Annotated in this window: 13 protein-coding genes; 7 read left to right on the top strand and 6 right to left on the bottom strand. The window is 57.6% G+C overall.

Annotated elements, in window-relative coordinates; translation table 11 throughout:
- Positions 1-32: 32 nt before the first annotated feature.
- From SH661x_RS03685 to SH661x_RS03670, 4 genes are all read right to left on the bottom strand, one after another.
- Positions 33-782 (bottom strand): hypothetical protein, encoded by a 750-nt coding sequence (locus SH661x_RS03685; RefSeq protein WP_437228131.1) that lies wholly within the window; start codon positions 780-782, stop codon positions 33-35.
- An 18-nt stretch (positions 783-800) separates the two neighbouring features.
- Positions 801-1,703: a succinate--CoA ligase subunit alpha gene (gene sucD / locus SH661x_RS03680; protein ID WP_437228129.1), complete on the bottom strand. Its 903-nt coding sequence runs from the start codon at positions 1,701-1,703 to the stop codon at positions 801-803.
- A gap of 514 nt (positions 1,704-2,217) precedes the next feature.
- Positions 2,218-2,679 carry a RidA family protein gene (locus tag SH661x_RS03675; RefSeq protein ID WP_437228127.1) on the bottom strand — a complete coding sequence of 154 codons (462 nt, stop codon included), beginning with the start codon at positions 2,677-2,679 and terminating at the stop codon, positions 2,218-2,220.
- A 358-nt stretch (positions 2,680-3,037) separates the two neighbouring features.
- Positions 3,038-3,256, bottom strand: a complete 219-nt coding sequence (locus SH661x_RS03670; RefSeq protein ID WP_437228125.1) for a hypothetical protein — start codon at positions 3,254-3,256, stop codon at positions 3,038-3,040.
- A gap of 188 nt (positions 3,257-3,444) precedes the next feature.
- Between SH661x_RS03670 and SH661x_RS03665 the strand changes: the two genes are divergently transcribed.
- A complete protein-coding gene (locus SH661x_RS03665) occupies positions 3,445-4,116 on the top strand; it encodes an SOS response-associated peptidase (protein WP_437228123.1) in 672 nt (223 codons plus the stop codon).
- 72 nt (positions 4,117-4,188) lie between these two features.
- Positions 4,189-6,114: a DNA gyrase/topoisomerase IV subunit B gene (locus SH661x_RS03660; protein ID WP_437228121.1), complete on the top strand. Its 1,926-nt coding sequence runs from the start codon at positions 4,189-4,191 to the stop codon at positions 6,112-6,114.
- 192 nt (positions 6,115-6,306) lie between these two features.
- On the opposite strand, the gene SH661x_RS03655 is transcribed toward SH661x_RS03660, so the two are convergent.
- Positions 6,307-8,142: a hypothetical protein gene (locus SH661x_RS03655; protein ID WP_437228119.1), complete on the bottom strand. Its 1,836-nt coding sequence runs from the start codon at positions 8,140-8,142 to the stop codon at positions 6,307-6,309.
- Between the two features lie 371 nt (positions 8,143-8,513).
- On the opposite strand from SH661x_RS03655, the gene SH661x_RS03650 reads away from it, so the two are divergent.
- From SH661x_RS03650 to SH661x_RS03630, 5 genes are all read left to right on the top strand, one after another.
- A complete protein-coding gene (locus tag SH661x_RS03650; protein ID WP_437228117.1) occupies positions 8,514-9,005 on the top strand; it encodes an EVE domain-containing protein in 492 nt (163 codons plus the stop codon).
- 89 nt (positions 9,006-9,094) lie between these two features.
- Positions 9,095-9,277, top strand: a complete 183-nt coding sequence (locus SH661x_RS03645) for a CPXCG motif-containing cysteine-rich protein (protein WP_437228115.1) — start codon at positions 9,095-9,097, stop codon at positions 9,275-9,277.
- A 70-nt stretch (positions 9,278-9,347) separates the two neighbouring features.
- Complete coding sequence (locus SH661x_RS03640) at positions 9,348-9,896, top strand: hypothetical protein (protein ID WP_437228113.1); 549 nt, start codon at positions 9,348-9,350, stop codon at positions 9,894-9,896.
- Positions 9,897-10,113: 217 nt separating this feature from the next.
- Complete coding sequence (locus tag SH661x_RS03635; RefSeq protein ID WP_437228111.1) at positions 10,114-14,757, top strand: outer membrane protein assembly factor BamB family protein; 4,644 nt, start codon at positions 10,114-10,116, stop codon at positions 14,755-14,757.
- Positions 14,754-15,950 carry an amidohydrolase family protein gene (locus SH661x_RS03630; RefSeq protein WP_437228109.1) on the top strand — a complete coding sequence of 399 codons (1,197 nt, stop codon included), beginning with the start codon at positions 14,754-14,756 and terminating at the stop codon, positions 15,948-15,950. Before SH661x_RS03635 ends, SH661x_RS03630 begins: the two co-directional genes overlap by 4 nt.
- Here the strand turns inward: SH661x_RS03630 and SH661x_RS03625 are convergent.
- Complete coding sequence (locus SH661x_RS03625; RefSeq protein ID WP_437228107.1) at positions 15,943-16,728, bottom strand: anti-sigma factor family protein; 786 nt, start codon at positions 16,726-16,728, stop codon at positions 15,943-15,945. The two genes, SH661x_RS03630 and SH661x_RS03625, sit on opposite strands and share 8 nt — an antisense overlap.
- Positions 16,729-16,732: the final 4 nt, after the last annotated feature.

Here is a 16,732-nt window from a genome sequence, read left to right as displayed (position 1 = left end):
CGATCTCTGCGTTTCAAACTCCCGAACCCACTTCAACTCGAACGGTCGCGGCTCACCCAGTCGACGACGTTCATGCTCATGCTCCACGAGGAGGTGACCCAGATTTCGTCCTGCAGCAGTTCGGCGGGATCAATCTGAGCATTGGAATCGCTGCTCAGATTCAGAATTCCCTCGCAGATCTTGTAGATCAGAAAGCCGAACACGAAGAGTCCGACGTACATCTGCCAGCGTTCCAGGTCTTCGAGCAATGCAAACACGCGGTCGGCATGTTTCCCAGCCTGTTTGACGATCTCGTCACGGTGCAGATTAGCGAACTGCGACATCTCCGAGAGTGGCCGCTGCAGTGCCAGCATGAGGAAATCGATCGCGACCGTCGGCTCCTCTGCACAGGAATACTTGAAGACCATGCGGACGACCTGACTGGTCTCCTCCGCAACCTGATAGGACTCATCGGAGTCGTCTAGGGTGGGAGAGTCGGGGGCCAACGACTTCAGAAAGACGCCGTTCACATCGTAGAGTGAATAACCGAAATAGACCCGGCGGAACTGCTCGATGTCCGCAGAGGTGTAGTCGATCGCTGTCCAGCTTTTGCCCAGCAGCGAGCGGATCTGCCGACTTTTCACTTCATCCGCATCGAGGAAGTGAGACTTCACCTTCTCCAGGCGGAATCCAGCGGTCAGGGCGTCGTAGAGCATCCCCTGAAACACCGCCTTCTTCGGGAGATACAACTCCACGAAGATGGCAGGTTCCTGTGGTTTGACGAGATAAGGGTATTCCGGCATAGGAACCCCTGTGGATGACTACTTGCGTTTCGAAATGGCTCGCTTGACCGCTTCGCCCATATCGGCAGGGCTCTCGGCGACTTCAACACCGACTGCTTCCAGGGCTGCAACCTTCTCTGCTGCCGTGCCGCTTCCGCCGGAGATGATGGCGCCGGCATGTCCCATCCGCTTGCCTGGAGGAGCTGTCGCTCCGGCAATGAAGGCAGCCACGGGCTTGGTCACATGATCGCGGATGTATTCCGCAGCACGGATTTCTGCATCTCCACCGATCTCGCCGATCAGGAGGATCGATTCCGTCCCCGGATCTTTTTCGAACATCTCGAGCAGATCAATGTACGTGGTGCCGATGATCGGATCGCCGCCGATTCCGACAGCGGTCGACTGGCCCAGCCCTTGGTTTCCAAGCTGCCAGGCGGCTTCATAGGTCAGCGTTCCGCTCTTAGAGATCAGACCGACGTTTCCCGGCTTGTGAATGTATCCGGGCATGATCCCGATCTTGGCGATCCCCGGAGTGATGATCCCCGGGCAGTTCGGCCCGATGAGGCGGGACTGCGGGCGGGTTTCCAGGAACCGCTTGACCTTGGCCATGTCGAGGACGGGAACCCCTTCGGTGATCGCGACGATCAGGCGGATGCCCGCATCGGCCGCTTCCATAATGGCATCGGCACAGAACGGAGGTGGCACGAAGATCAGCGACGTGTTCGCTCCAGCCTTCTCCATCGCTTCAGAGACGGAATCGAAGACCGGGAAGCCGTCGACGACTTCTCCCCCCTTGCCCGGGGTCACTCCACCGACGAGCACGTCTTCGTTCGGTCGGAACTCGGCAGCGTATTCCCGGCATTTTTGCGAGTGAAACAAACCCGCTTTTCCGGTGATGCCCTGGGTAATGATCTTTGTCGACTTGTCTACGAGAATGGACATTGATGACCGACTGTCAATAGCTGCGGAAGCGGTCCCGTCGGACCGGTGATCGAAACGAATTCTGGCACACGGTCCGCCAGTTTAAAAGAGACTTCCGCGCGAAGGAAGCGAAAGGCCGATTTCCGGGCGAATTTGTCATTCCCGGCAAGACAAACGCGGGCAGAACAGTTTCGACCACTTCCCGGCAGGTGAACGGCTTCAGTTCACCACGGAGACGCGGAGGCACGGAGGTGGGAGGAGGAGTCAACCGCGAATCAGGCGAATACTGCGAATTTCCTCTGCGAGGACGTTCTCGTGCTTCAGAGTTGTATCAAGTGCTGATGTAGATCCTTCTCCTCATTCGCCGCATTCGCGCGATTCGCGGTTCAACTTCCTCCGTGCCCCGGTGTCTCCGTGGTGATCCCAGATCCACGTAAGCATTTTTCGACACGACATTCAGTGCTCCGCAGGCGATAACATGGACTTTCATGCAGTGAAAACCCTGAATCGCCTGCACACGATAGACCAAACTGGTCTAGTCGCGGATCTCGAAAATTCCTTCGATTTCAATGGCGATATTCCCGGGAAGTGAGCCCAGGCCGACAGCACTCCGGGTGCCGACACCGTCTTCGCCCCAGAGTTCCCGGAACAGTTCGCTGCAGCCGTTGATGACGGCGGGATGATTCTGGAAGTCCGGAACGGCATTGACCATCCCGAGCAGCTTGATTGTCCGGACAACGCGGTCGAGGCTGCCGAGGTGTTGCCGGATCGTCGCCAGAATCGTCAGGCCGGTCACGCGTGCGGCTTCCTTGGCTTCTGTTTCCGTCAGATCCAGGCCGACCTTGCCTGTAATGAGCGTCTTGTCAGTCCGCAACGGTCCGTGGCCGGAGAAGTACAGCAGGCTGCCGACCTGAACGACCGGCTTATAAATCCCGCCCGGCTTCGGAATGGGAGGAAGTTCGAGTTTCAGTTCCGCGAGTCGAGCTTCAGCTCCCATGATCAACAGTTCCTTCAATTCAGTATGCGAGTGGAGATTCCAGCTGCACAATTTAAGTGTCTGGCCGGACAGAATCCAGTAGTTCACTTCCACGAATCCGCGGAAGAAACCTGCGCACGACGCATCGAATGAATCGCAGGGCGAATGTAGCAGGTACGTGACTGCCAGAGCGGTCAGGGCGAGAGAGCCGGGAGCAGTCGTCTGCTGCTCGACCGAGAGAGGAGCAAAACGGAAGGTCGAGAGTCCTTCGCCAGTCGGACTGAGGCAGGGATTTCCCTGATGGATCTGAACCTCGCCCCAATCCTGTCTGGCGGATTCTCAATCGGCTTTGAGAGAAGAAACGGTTTTCGGGCTGAAGTCAGGCGCCCGGACGAATTCGTGTATATTCGGTCAGAACTTCGTAGAGATCTTCGGGAACCTGCACACCGTCTTCGGAAAAATCACGCAGCCAGGTTCGATGTGTTCTCGACGCTTCATCCAGGATGCCCATGAGTTCGCCAAATGAAATTGTCATCTGGGGAACTTCAGCCAGGTCGTCCTCCTGGTTGCCTGTGAACAGTCGCAATCGTGGTCTCATGGTCAATCCTCCGTGATCCTCAAAGGCATTCTGATGAACCCGCCCTGAAAATCCGCATCCTTGCGTTCACAGTTTCATCGGCAGAAACTTCATGTCCTCTTGAAGCACAAGCAGCCAAATCGCCAGATTGATCGTAATTGTCGTTTTCACCGGAACTTTTCAACTTTCACTCAAGAAACGAGACGACGATGTGTGGACGCTACAACCTGCAGGCCAGCACCAACGATCTCATGGAAGTCTTCAGCCTGCTGCGTTCGATGGACGTCTCTCCACGGCCCAACATCTATCCGACGCAACCTGTTCCGGCAGTGATCCTTGATCCGGAAAGCGAAGCTCGTGTCTGTGAGGAATTCCGGTGGGGACTGATTCCATCCTGGTCCAAAACCCCCGGGAGCGGTCCGCCGCTGATCAACGCCCGAAGTGAGACGATCGCTACCAAACCGGCGTTTCGGGCGCCGCTCAAACCGAAACGCTGTCTGATCCCCGCCAGCGGATTTTTCGAATGGAAAGCGATCCCCGGACAGAAGAAGAAGCAGCCCATCTGGATCGGTGTGCGAAACCAGCCCGTCCTGGCGTTCGCCGGACTCTGGGACAGCTGGAAAGGCTCCGAAGATCAGGAGATCCGCAGCTGCACCATCATCACAACGACCGGAAATTCCGCGATGGCGGGGGTCCACGACCGAATGCCTGTCATTCTCCCATCAGAACTTTTCCATGAATGGCTCGATCCGGATCAACCTGTCGACCACCTTCTCTCACTCTTGCGTCCGTCCCCTTCAGAAGAGATGGTGTTGTCCGCAGAGATCGCCGATGAACTTCTCTCGGAGAAGCCACCGTCGTCTCAGCGAACGTTGTTTTGAGACACGGAGACGTTTCCGGGAACAACCAGTGCAGCGAGAGTCTCTCGCCAATTTCCATTTTCAGGGAAGAACATGGCCGCCTCTGCCAAAAGCACATCCAGTTACGTCGCTGATGACATCGAAGTCCTGGAAGGGCTGGAACATGTCCGAAAACGACCGTCCATGTACATTGGCGGTGTCGACTCGCGCGGACTGCACCACCTGATCTGGGAAATTGTCGACAACTCCGTGGACGAATATCTGGCCGGTCACGCCAACGAAATTGGAGTGACGCTCCATAAGGATGCCTGCTCGATCACCGTCGACGACAACGGCCGCGGCATCCCTGTCGACATCCACAAGAAAACAGGGAAGTCGGCGCTGGAAGTGATCCTCACCACGCTGTACGCCGGGGGAAAGTTCTCCGAAAAGAACTACATGCGCAGCGGGGGACTGCACGGGATCGGTTCATCCGCAGTGAACGCTCTCTCCGAAACGCTGATCGCCACGGTTCGCCGCGACGGTTACGAATGGCGGCAACGCTTCAAACGGGGCCGCGCCACAACAAAGGTCGAACAGGTCCGTCCGTTCCGCGGCCACGGGACTTCCATCTTCTTTCGCCCTGACGACGAGATCTTTCGTCGTGTGCAGTATCACGCTGACACCATCCGCCAGCATCTCGAAGATATCTCTTACGTCCACGGCGGGCTGAAAATCACCTTCGTCGACGAGACCAAGAACGAAAAGTTCGAGCTGCATCATCCCGAGGGAATCGCCGCATACCTCGAAAAGATCATTGCCGAGGACAAGCGCAAGCCGATTCACGAGTCCACCTTCGCGACCGACAAGGATGAAGGAAAGATCCGCGTCGAGATGGTGCTCCGCTGGACAGAATCGACCGATGAACACATCCGCAGCTACGTCAACGGCATTCGCACACGAGGCGGGGGAACGCACGAATCGGGTTTCCGGTCCGGCATTTCCAAAGCGGTCAAGAACTTCATGGATGTCCATGACATCAAGACCAAAGGACTGACGATCACCCCGGACGATATCCGCGAGGGGTTGGTCGGAATCATTTCGGTCTTCCACAACGACCCCATGTTTCAGGGGCAGACCAAGGACCGTCTCAACAATCCCGAGATGACGGCCATGGTCGACAGCATGACCCGCATTGCCCTCGAAAGCTGGCTCAACAGCAATCGCACCGTGGCTGACGCGGTCATCGGTCGAATCATTCTGGCTGCACGGGCCCGGGAGGCCAGCCGCGAAGCGGTCAAGGAAGTGCGTCGCAAGACTGCCGGAACCAGAAGGAGCAATCTCCCCGGTAAGCTGCTCGACTGTCGCTCCACCAATCCGGAAGAATGCGAACTGTTCATCGTGGAAGGTCAGTCGGCCGGTGGAACCGCAGCCAGCGGCCGGGATTCACGTGTGCAGGCGGTGCTGCCGCTCAAAGGAAAAATCCTGAACACGGAAGCCCTGGCTCTCGGGAAGATCCTGCAGAATCAGGAAGTCAAGGACCTGGTGGAGTCGCTGGGTACGGGGATCGGTGCTCACTTCGATCCTCATAAGCTGCGGTATCACCGGATCATCCTGCTGATGGATGCCGACAGCGATGGATACCACATCAGCACACTCCTGCTGACATTCTTCTTCAGGCACATGCAGGACCTGATCCAGACGGGAAAGCTCTATCTGGCTCAGCCACCGCTGTACAAGATCGAAGTCGGCAAGGAACGCTATTACGCGCGTGACGATGCTGACAAAGAAGAGATCCTCGCGAAGCTCCCAGCCAATCGAAACTTCGATGTTCAGCGATTCAAAGGTCTGGGGGAAATGAATGCGTCCCAGCTGAAGGAAACAACGCTCGACCCTGCGACCCGTACGCTGCTGCGGGTTGATATCGACAGCTTTGTGAATGCCGACGCGACGTTCGCGCAGCTGCTCGGAAAGGATCCTGCCGAGCGATACCGCATCATCATGGATGAAGCTGCGGAAGTGGACGATCTGGATTTGTGATCCGTCAGGCGTTGTGTGATCCGGAGGGGTCAGCGATTCTCTCGGTCTTTGGCCGAAGTCACGCCGATTCTCGCACTCGGAGAGTGCGAGGTACGTACGCCGCACTCTCCGAGTGCGGCAACCAGCCCCGCAAACAAAAAGAGCCTCCGGCAAACACCGGAGGCTCTTTAATTTTCATCATTCTGGCAGGGACTACTTCAGGTTCTCGTCCGAGAACTTGGCAATGACCGCTCCCAGGGCTTTAAGGATCCCGACCTGAGCGTCGCTGGTACCGACCACATGGCCTTTGTCATCAATCTTCAACGACAGAGCCATGCGGTCCTGCTGTCCTTCCAGAGCTGCGACAGCGGATGGAATCCAGATGAAGTTCGCCAGGTTTCCGGCGGCTCGCTGGCCGGGCTTCTGTTCATCAGCCTTCTTCTCTTCCTCGGCTTTCCCTTCCTTCAGCCGTTCCTGTCGGCGACCGCGGGGATTGATCTGCTTGAGGATTTCAAGTTCCGGATCGTTCTGAATGGCGTCAATGTTCTGAATCACCGGCCGGGCGTTCATCTCCGCGACAACCAGCACGCCATCCGCAGCCGGAGACTTGTCGGCATCGACTTTCGCAAGGGCGGCCTTGAGAGCTGCCAGAGAGTCTTCTCCCCCGGAGAGCCAGACGCTCTTGGAGTTCACACCGAGCCACGCTTCGTTGGAAGGACCGTAGAAGTCGATGAAGGACTTCGGCGGGTTCTTGCCGAAGGTGACCCTGTGGATAGCGGTGTCCCCCACCTTGTCGGCGTTCATCGCCACCGTCCACCCTTCACGGGCAGAGGAGATCTTCGAAATCATCTCGTTGAACTTCTCTTCACCGGTGGCAGCGACGGCCATCAGGATCGTGTGCTTACCGTTGGCGGGCCAGACGTCGATCATGCCGTTGACGTTCTTCTGGGTATCCAGGTTTTCCGTCAGCACATCCAGAAGCGTGGAAGCAATTTCGTTCAGAGCAACCTTTTCACCGGCATTCGCTTTGGTGTTGTTGTCGATCCGCTCTTTCACCACCGGGCGGCCCAGTTCATAGACCTTGCGCATTCCCGCGAGACGTTCGGCATTTTTCGGAATGTTGACGCGGACGGTGAAAATGTTGTTCTTCGGGGCATCAACCGCAGCGAACAGGCTGGGAATCTGTGTGGCCGTTTTGATATCGCGGGTCAGTGCTGTGTCGGGTAGAGCAGCCAGATCAAGGGCGACCGGGAAGCTCCCCTTGGCCTGATCGACCTTGGCAGTGAGGGAAACTTTCTGGATCTCCACGAGCCACTGCTCGAGGATCGCCATCGTTTCGTCGCGCAGTGCTTTGCGGAATTCGAACTGATCACGGGTTTCGGTGCTCAGCTTCTTGAACTTCTCGTCGGAGGTGACACGAAATGCTTTGAACGAAGCGACGCGGTTTTCCTTGCCGGCAGCCTGATTCTCCATCGAAAGGAACCCGAGCAGTCCCTGTTCGGCGAATTCTTTATGAATCGATTCCGGATGAGGCATGTTGGCCGGAATGCCTTCTTTCTGTGCGAAGAACACAGAGTACGGAGCCGGCTTGGGGAGATACCGCATCCAGCCTTCGTACACGCCACCCGTGACTTTGTACAAGTTTTTGTCGCTCTTGTCCTGAGTCGTCACAATCCCGATCGGATCGAGGTTGTTCTCGCGGAAGTCCTTCAAATTGGCAGTCGGAACCATGGCTTGCGTCTGGTAGCCATGGACAGGATCAAAGACGAGATCAAAGCGGATTGGATCTTCGTTCGACACCCCGATGAGGAAGATGTCCAGGTTCGGGAAGATGTTGTCATCCCAGGACTTCTTCTTGTTCGCCAGCTTGACGACCATATATTCCAGCGAATCCAGAACGTTCTGGGCGCTTCCCATTCCCACAGCAACACGGGCAGCTGCCGGCTCGTACTTGTCGGCGACGGGATCGGCTCCATTGCTGCTGATGGCCAATCCGAGGACGACAGAGGCCGCGCAGGCGACCCGAGAAATCTTGCTGCGAAAAGGCACAGCTTCGCTCCTTCGAAAATCCGCTTCCGTCATATGCCGGGACCGGAATTGAACTAGTGTAGTGGAATGCCCGGTCGAGGGATTCTTTCGAATTCCTGCTCTCAGCGAGAATAGGGGATCTTTTACGATCGGACAAGATCTGACTTGAACTCTGATCAGTTCTCACTGAAATTCGTCAAAGACAGACCGGGACAGGTGTTGCGTTAATCTTGCCGTCATAAAACTGTCCCTGCCGTTCGAGTTTACCCCGCTCGACGCACCTCTCACACATCGGCTACAGTGCCCGGAAATTGAAGACGGAGATCTTCATCATCCTGCTTTTCTAACATTTTCCTGACACGGCACCTTGCTGTTCGGAGTTCTCCTCATTTATGGCCAAGTCCAAGTCTTCTTCAGAGAGAAAATACTGGCTCTTCAAAAGCGAAGCCGACTGTTATTCCATTGATCATCTCGCCCGCGAGAAAGCCCAGACCACATTCTGGGACGGCGTGAGAAACTATCAGGCCCGCAACATGCTCCGGGATGAGATCCAACCGGGCGATCAGGTGTTGTTCTATCACAGCAACTGCGATCCGCTGGTCATTGCCGGGACATGCGAAGTCGTCAAAAAGGGTTATCCCGACCATACCGCCTTCGACAAATCCGAGAAACATTACGACGCGAAAAGTCGCCCGGATGAGCCGACCTGGTTTATGGTCGACGTGAAGCTCCTGCAAAAGTTCCCCCACCCGGTCACCCGGGATCAATTGAAGGAAACCCCTGAGCTCGCCGACATGATGGTCCTGAAGAAAGGCTCAAGACTTTCGATTCAGCCTGTCACCCCCGCCGAGTGGAAAGCGGTTCTCAAACTCGCGGGAGTTTGAGCCTGCCATGCGCCAGCTGCATAGAGCGGCGAGATTCCCGATCTCTTCGGAAATCTCTAACATGACCGAGAATCATTGGAGCGATTTCCATGGATGAAGAAGCCCGGTACATCTGCCCCAGCTGCGGTGAAGAGATCGTTATTCCGGTCGATATCACTCAGGGGGAACAGCAGGAGTATGTCGAGGACTGTCCAGTTTGCTGTTGCCCCGTGGTCTTGCGAATCGAGTTTGACCCGGATGGCGGGGTCTCCTGTTCCGCATCTGCGGAATGATGGCGGGCAGCCCGGTGAATTTCCGGTGACCAGTCGAACGGATGTTTTCATCAGCAATTGAAGGCAGGCTGTGAATCAGATCTTCCTCGTCCTTGCCACAGCCAGTAACGCCGGCCTGCTTCTCACGTTCTGGCTCGGATGGCGGATCTCCGACCCCGGCTCGCTCGCGGAAGCGGCGCGTCAGCAGGTTTCCAGCCACTTTCTCGTCGCTCTGGGGTCGGTCATGCTGGCCCTGCTGGTCCATGCCATCGTGCTTACCTACTTCATGGGAACGGGTCGCTGGATTGAAGAAACTTGTGCCGCCTATCGATTCGAAGGGGCCGCCCGGACAGAAAATATCCGCCTGAAGTACCGGGTCATTCCGGGCATGGTGCTCTGCATGCTGATGTTGATTGTCACCGGCGCATTCGGGGCCATCTCCGATCCAGCTTCGAACATGCAGATGCCCTCAGCTCACCTCATTCACTTTGGACTGGCAATCTGCACGATCCTGGCAAACATCTTCGTGAGCGTCCTGGAATCCCAGATGATCCGCCGGAATTCGGCAGTCGTGGATCTGGTGTATCGCGAAGTCAAAGCGGTCCGCAGGGAACGGGGTCTGGATCCTCCCGAAGCCTGACCGCTGCTTTTCCTGCTGTTGCCGGGCGAAAAAGTTTCACAAGTTTTCTTTCCGATTCTGTCGCTCCACTTTGACGGAATCTCTCCGCCAAGCGAGAATATGGCCAGCGGGTCCTTCTGCGTCCGCGTCGAGTTCAACCGCAGGCTGAGACAGAACAACCGGGTCAGTTGTTCGCTGACGGCCTCGGGTCAGTCGGGCTTCTGAGCGAGTTGATTTCATGCCGTCACACCAATTCAGGCTGTCGTATGTCATCACTCTTCCTTCGGCCCTGCGAGTTGCGCTCATCGCCGTTTTGATCTGCTCCGGCCTGCAGGCGTCCGCTCAGGAGCAAGGCAAGCGAAAGAACCAGCTGGGCGAACTCTTTCGTCAGCTCGACCGGGGAATTCGCGAAGGGGGCGAGGATCTGAAAAATCAGAAGACCGCCCGGGATCAGTTCGACATTCGACCGATCCAGCGGGCGGAAGACAATCGCCGTCTGCAACAGGCCAATGAACTGATCGCCAAGCAGCGCTGGCATGACGCCGTCGAAGTCCTGCAGTTTCTTCTCGACCTCCCGTCGGATGGCTTTTCCATTGATGACGCCCGCGACTTTCACTCCCTGCAGACTCAGGTCGATGACCTCATTGCGGGATTGCCGCCTGAAGGACAGCGGAGTTATGCGAGTCGATATTCCACAGTGGCCCAACAGCTGTTCGACGCTGCTGTCGCTGAACAGGATGACCTGCTGCTGGTGAAGGTGTCGACACACTATTTTCATACATCTCCCGGCCGGGCTGCCCTGCAGCTACTGGCCCGTCGCTGGGAAGATCAGGCGGAGTTCGGTCAGGCAGCGTCAGCCTGGTTGCGACTGCTGCCAGGCGCGAGCGAAACGGATTCAGCAGAAATGCGTCTCGCAGCAGCGAGGAATCTGGCACGGGCAGGTCGAACGACCGAAGCCCGCGAGCTGGTCAGCACCTTTCCGAACGCAGAGGAGATTCAGAAAGAACTCGACCGCATCATTATCCCGGCATCCAGTACAGGCAGGAGTGCGGGGGCGATGGTGCAACTGGGGGGCGCGGAAACCAGCCCCGAGGATCCAACTCCTTCTCCACTCCCCGTCTGGTCCGAATCCCTGATCGAACGGTACGGTGTCCGCACGCAGATCGACCGCCTTTCAGCCGAACTTCAGGAGCAGGGACGAGCGCTCTTGCCAACCCTGTTCTCCCTGTCGGTTGACGGAAAGCTAGCCCTGCGAACATTACGCAGCCTGCAGGTGCGGGATCTCTCCACCGGAGAAATCCTCTGGGAACACCGGATGAATCAGAGTCCGGAAGAGCTGCTGACCCTCTCCAGCGAAACTGACGGATACGAAGCTGAGATCTACCGCTACTCCGACGATTCCACGGTCGAACATCAGGCACTGACGAGCCTGCTGTATCGCGATGAGGTCTATGGAAATCTGAGCAGTGACGGTCGACGGCTATACGCTGTGGAGTCGAGCGGGAAAGCGTCACTGAGTTCCCCGATGCATATGTGGCAGATGCAGATGGACGAAGGGGGAAGGAGTGCTCCCTGGGAAACGAATGAACTGACCGCATACGACCTTCAAACCGGGTGGATCCGATGGAAGGTGGGCGGAACCAAGATTGAAGATGAGTTCTCGCGCCCTCTGGCAGGGACCCGGTTCTTCAGTGCTCCGATTCCGGACGGCAATGAACTTTTCGTCATCGGCGAGCGACAGGGGGAAGTCTCGCTGTTCTGTCTTTCAGCTCGCACGGGCGAGGAACTCTGGAGTCAGCCGCTGGCTGCACCGGGCCGTCCCATCAAGGAGGATCTGGTACGCACTCATTACGCCTGCCAGCCGGTCCTGGCGGACGGAACAATTCTGTGCCCGACAACATGCGGATGGCTGATTGCAGTTGACCGTGCCACCCATCGTCTCAAGTGGACCTGTCGCTTCGCCCCTCGGATGGAACACCATCAGCAGTTCCGGGGGGGATACTCCGGGCAGCCGCTGCAGGAATTAAACCGCCGCTGGCAGGCGGTCATGACTCTGGTCGCGGGCGACAAGGTGCTGGTGACGCCGCCGGAAGTTCCTGATGAATTTGGAATGTCACAGCCGATGCTGTACTGCATCGACCTGCAGACCGGAAAAATCCTCTGGGAGCAGACCAAGGCAGAACGATCAGGTGGAGTCGGTCTGTATCTGGCCGGAGTCTGGAACGGACAGGCGATCGTTGTCGGTACAACGTCCGTCATCGGGAGAAGTCTCGAGAACCGGGGAGACGTTCTCTGGACGGTTGCACTGCCCCAACGCCCGACCGGTCGCGGAATCATTGTCAACGACTCCTTCCTGCTCCCCGTTGCCAAAAGCCGGCTGTTGAAAATCAACCTGAAGTCGGCGGGAGTCGAGAAGACCGTCATGGTCGCGGTGGAGCATGACCTGGGGAACCTGAACCTGCATCAAGGGCATCTGATCGTCACCTCGTACGACTCGGCTCTGGTCTTCTCCTCCAGCAACCCGGAACCGAAGCTGGAAGCAAACCCGGAACTGCTCGCGAACACAAAGCTCCGGGAAGCAAAGTTTCTACTGACCTCTTCCAAGTTCGACGAGGTGCAGGCTCGACTTCGAGAAGCACTCGCAGCAGGCGGGGTCCCGCCAGACCTCAAAAAGGAGATCAAGGAGACTCAGCGCGAGGCTCTGAGGCAGCAACTGAAGACCCGTCCGGCGAACGCACGCCAGCTCTTATCCGAACTCAATGCACTCGCCGAGTCTCCTGAACAGAAACGGGAATCGGCCCGGATGGAGGCGGATTTCCTCCGGGAGAGTGAGGATTTCGCAGGAGCCGTTCAGGCCTATCTGGACATTCTCGATCAGTCTCCGCTTGACGAACGAGTGATCGACGAGACCCGCGAGGTGCGCATCGACAGCTGGATCGGAGGCCGCCTGCAGCAACTCTACGAGGCCCATGCAGACGAGGCGCAGCGGCAGGAGTTTCAACGGCTCGTACAACTGAAGATCACTTCGCTGGGAACGGATCCCGTTGTGAAGGACCGCTGGGCTCGAGCATTGGCGTTCGATGTTTCGGGGCTTTTGCTGGAACTCGATCTGGCCGATCTCGATCTTCAAAACGATTCAATTGCCTCGGGAATGCTCCGCCTGATTCGGGTGACGGACGCAGAGAATCAGGCACTGCGCCCCCAGGCCCTGGTCCGGCTGGGAAATGAACTCAATCGACTCGGCTGGCATCAGGATGCACTGGAAACATGGCAGCGCCTTGAAAAGCTCCCTGCTGTTCCACTGCAGGAGGGCACCACCTCAGCAGAAGTCGCAGCTTCGGGGATCGAGGCCTCGCGAAAAGGTCTCGCTGCCCAGTCGGAAGGGGCCGGCCGGTGGGAAGGTCCGTGGACCCTGGAACGGATTGGAATCTCGCGCAACGAGAGAGACACGAACACAATCCCGATGACGGGATCGGGAATGCGAGCTCTCTCCGGGCTGCGTCTGGAGCAGGAACATGAAGCTGTGCGGATTCGCGTGGAAGATCGGCGGACCGGAACGTTCCTGGCCTCACTCCCTCTCCGCAGCGATCCCGCACTCGAACACAATCCCAGCGTCGGCAGCCGTCTGCTGAACTCGATGATTCTGGTGATGCACCGGGGAGTGCTGCACGCCCTCGCATGGCCAGATCAGAAGATGCTCTGGACCTGGAATTCGGACCTGCACGGACTGGCGCTGACACGCATCTCGCTGGTCCATCCGAATCTCAATTTCACCATGCAGCCGATCCATCAGTTCAATGCCACCCGCCAGTTCCACGCGAACCGGAATCAGACCGGCTATCTTCTGGCCGCCAGTCCCCGCGCGTTGTTGCTGCACTGCAAAGACTGGATCGCCCTGGATCCTCTCTCCGGCGAAGAACTGTGGCGCGAGCATGCGACCTCCGACCGCGGCATGGCCCAGGAACTGGGAACGGAATGGTTCATCACGTCCACCCGTTCGGGCCGGAGCATCCGCAGCGTCATCAATGGACAGCCTCGCAAAGTCCGCGAGAAGCAGGATCTTGTTTCGCGGACTGTCACCACGCTGGATCAGGATCTGATCTGCCTGAGTCGCAACGCGAAACGGTCAGGCGATACTGCCGTCTACGAACTTCAGAGGATCACTCCGACGGGAGATGTCACCTGGACGGTCGATATCCTGCAGGATTCACTGCTGGGACTGCCGGACGCGCAATCCCTCCTCGTTCTTTCCTCGCGGACGAATCTGGCATACATCGACCTGCGCAGCGGCACCAAAGTTGAGATGGGAAAGATCCCCGCTCCCGGTCAGGAGAACCAGCTCAACGTCTCTGTCATTTCGGACGAACAGCGATTCTATCTCTTCATCGACAGCGGCGATTCACAGCCACTGTACGTGAACATTCCCGCAATTCGCTTTGCCGGTAAAATCCTGACGTTCGACCGGAAGGGGAACACCCTATGGACTTACGACACCCCCTACATCACTCCCACCGCGGGGGAAGGAGAACCGATCGTTCAGCAGAAGATTGTGCAGGCCTTGCAGACGAAACGCCGCTGGCCACTGCATGTTCCCGTACAGGATTTCTCGGACAGTCCGCTGCTGCTGCTCGTCGGCGACCGGCAGGAGCACAAGTCGGAGTTTTATTATCACCAGATCCGCGTCCTCGGACTCGATAAAGCGACCGGCCAGCAGCTGATCGACTGGGAACGACCGAGCGAATCGGGCGGATTTTCCTATCTGCATATCGATCCCGAACAGCAGTCGATCGAGATCCGCACTCACAATGAACGGCTGCAGCTGCGACCGCAGCAGACGGTGAACACCGATCCGGAACCCGCAGAACCGGAGTCCGCTCAGTGATCCGTTTGCGGGCACGCTGGCTCTTTCCCGGTGATGGTCCTCCGCTGCGTGATGCTGTTATCACGCTAGCGGGTGAACACATTGCTGCGGTCGAAGAAAACTCCGCTGCAAGTGCGACCGACCTGGGTGACGTGGCGATCATCCCCGGATTGATCAATGCGCACACGCATCTTGAGTTCAGCCACCTGCAATCGCCAATCGAGCCACGGAATCACTTTGCGAACTGGATTCGTGGAGTGATTTCGAACCGGCGGGGACAGGCTGCCGATCCGCTGCTGGCGATCCACCAAGGCCTGCGCGAATCGGTCGAGCTTGGTGTCACCGGACTGGCTGAGACAGCGACATCAGACTGGCTGTTTGATCAGAGTCACCGAGAAGTCGTTCCGCGCATGCTGGTCTTCCGCGAGATTCTGGGACTTCGCCCCGAAGGTGTCGCCGCCCAACTTGAAGTCGCTGAGATGTTTCTGCGTCGAGCGGAACAGCACCGCTTTAACGATGTTGGACTCAGCCCGCATGCCCCCTACTCTCTTCATCCACAACTGTTCCGGGGACTATGTGAGCTGGCGGCCACCCGAAAAGTTCCATTGTCGATGCATCTGGCAGAATCTCCTGCGGAAATAGAGCTGTTGAAGTCAGGCACTGGCCCGCTGGTGGAGCTGTTCACTCAGATGGGGCTGTGGCAACCGGGAATGATTCCGCCCGGCTCGCGACCACTGGATTACCTGAAGGAACTCGCCCGCGCTCCCCGCGCACTGGTCGTGCACGGCAATCTGCTTGATGAAGAAGAGATCGCGTTCATTGCTTCGCATCCCCAGATGTCAGTCGTGTACTGCCCTCGCACTCACCGGGCGATGCAGTCGGAAGTTCATCCATGGCGAAAGATGATCGCCAGCGGGATCAACGTGACACTGGGAACCGACAGCCGGGCCTCGAACCCCGATCTCAGCATCTGGGAAGAACTGCGCTGGCTGCAATCTCAGGCACCTGACCTGCCAGCCTCGCAGATCCTCGCTCTCTCCACGAAGAACGCCGCCCAAGCCCTCGGTTGGAGAGAACATGGAACGCTGACGCCGGGTCAAAAAGCCAATCTGTGCATCATTCCGTTGACGAAGAATGGAATCGGTCGACCGGAAGAACACCTGTTCGAAGGCAGCTGCACCAAAGTGCGAATCGACGGTCAACTGCTTACGTAAACAGTCCAAACAGTTCCCGGGCTAACGCTGCTGCGGAACCCTTTCGGACAAAACAGATGTAGGTCAGCTTGCCGTCGGAGGATCGCCATTGCAGGATGGATTGCCCTGGCTGCACGCTGGGGTTGGTCGCATCAGGAACGCCGGTGAAATGCTGGGAGGGAAGAACCGTCAGAATTCCTCCCCAGCTCTTGAGTCCGAATTCAAACACAGCAGCATCCTGCCCGCGGCCTCCCCCCAGATCAATTCCACGAGCAGGCGAGAGGTCGAACCGTTCCAGATCGCTACGGAAATTCCCGAGGTCGAAACTACCGTCGAACTGGTCCAGATCCTTCCAGTCGGTGTTCGACTTGAGGAAGCGCGAGACGAGAAGTTCGCCCGCACCGGAGTAGTTCAGCGTTTCTTCCTGAACCGGACGCATCCACCAGACACCGGCTGCCAGCAGCATCATCGCCATGACGGCAGCGGAAACCGATCGACGATTCCCGCGCAGGCGTGAGCGACGAGCAGGGGTTTGAGCCACGCTGGGAGCAGTCTGTGCATCGACAGCTGCGAGCAGTCGATCCTCCAGGGCCGGAGGGACCGGTGAAGACATCAGCATCGAATACATGCGGCGGTCGAAGTGTCGCCATTCCTCAAGCACATGCTGGCAGTCGCAGCAATGTTCGAGATGATCCGCCAGCTCGCGGTTCCGGAGGATTTCAGCTTGAGTCTTCCCGACCGGAATGGACTCTCCGTCGTGCAGGCAATCCAGAAGATGTCGGGCCGTCCGGCAATCCATGCTT

It is taken from the genome of Planctomicrobium stercoris (assembly GCF_051465655.1).
Lineage (GTDB): Bacteria > Planctomycetota > Planctomycetia > Planctomycetales > Planctomycetaceae > Planctomicrobium.
This window is presented reverse-complemented; position numbering and strand designations above follow the sequence as displayed.

Bases quoted from the DNA above. Each gene is read 5' to 3' on its own strand.
- sucD (WP_437228129.1), bottom strand. From the start codon at position 1,703: ATGTCCATTCTCGTAGACAAGTCGACAAAGATCATTACCCAGGGCATC.
- SH661x_RS03625 (WP_437228107.1), bottom strand. From the start codon at position 16,728: ATGGATTGCCGGACGGCCCGACATCTTCTGGATTGCCTGCACGACGGA.
- SH661x_RS03650 (WP_437228117.1), top strand. From the start codon at position 8,514: ATGGCCAAGTCCAAGTCTTCTTCAGAGAGAAAATACTGGCTCTTCAAA.
- SH661x_RS03645 (WP_437228115.1), top strand. From the start codon at position 9,095: ATGGATGAAGAAGCCCGGTACATCTGCCCCAGCTGCGGTGAAGAGATC.
- SH661x_RS03670 (WP_437228125.1), bottom strand. From the start codon at position 3,256: ATGAGACCACGATTGCGACTGTTCACAGGCAACCAGGAGGACGACCTG.
- SH661x_RS03665 (WP_437228123.1), top strand. From the start codon at position 3,445: ATGTGTGGACGCTACAACCTGCAGGCCAGCACCAACGATCTCATGGAA.
- SH661x_RS03635 (WP_437228111.1), top strand. From the start codon at position 10,114: ATGCCGTCACACCAATTCAGGCTGTCGTATGTCATCACTCTTCCTTCG.
- SH661x_RS03675 (WP_437228127.1), bottom strand. From the start codon at position 2,679: ATGGGAGCTGAAGCTCGACTCGCGGAACTGAAACTCGAACTTCCTCCC.
- SH661x_RS03685 (WP_437228131.1), bottom strand. From the start codon at position 782: ATGCCGGAATACCCTTATCTCGTCAAACCACAGGAACCTGCCATCTTC.
- SH661x_RS03660 (WP_437228121.1), top strand. From the start codon at position 4,189: ATGGCCGCCTCTGCCAAAAGCACATCCAGTTACGTCGCTGATGACATC.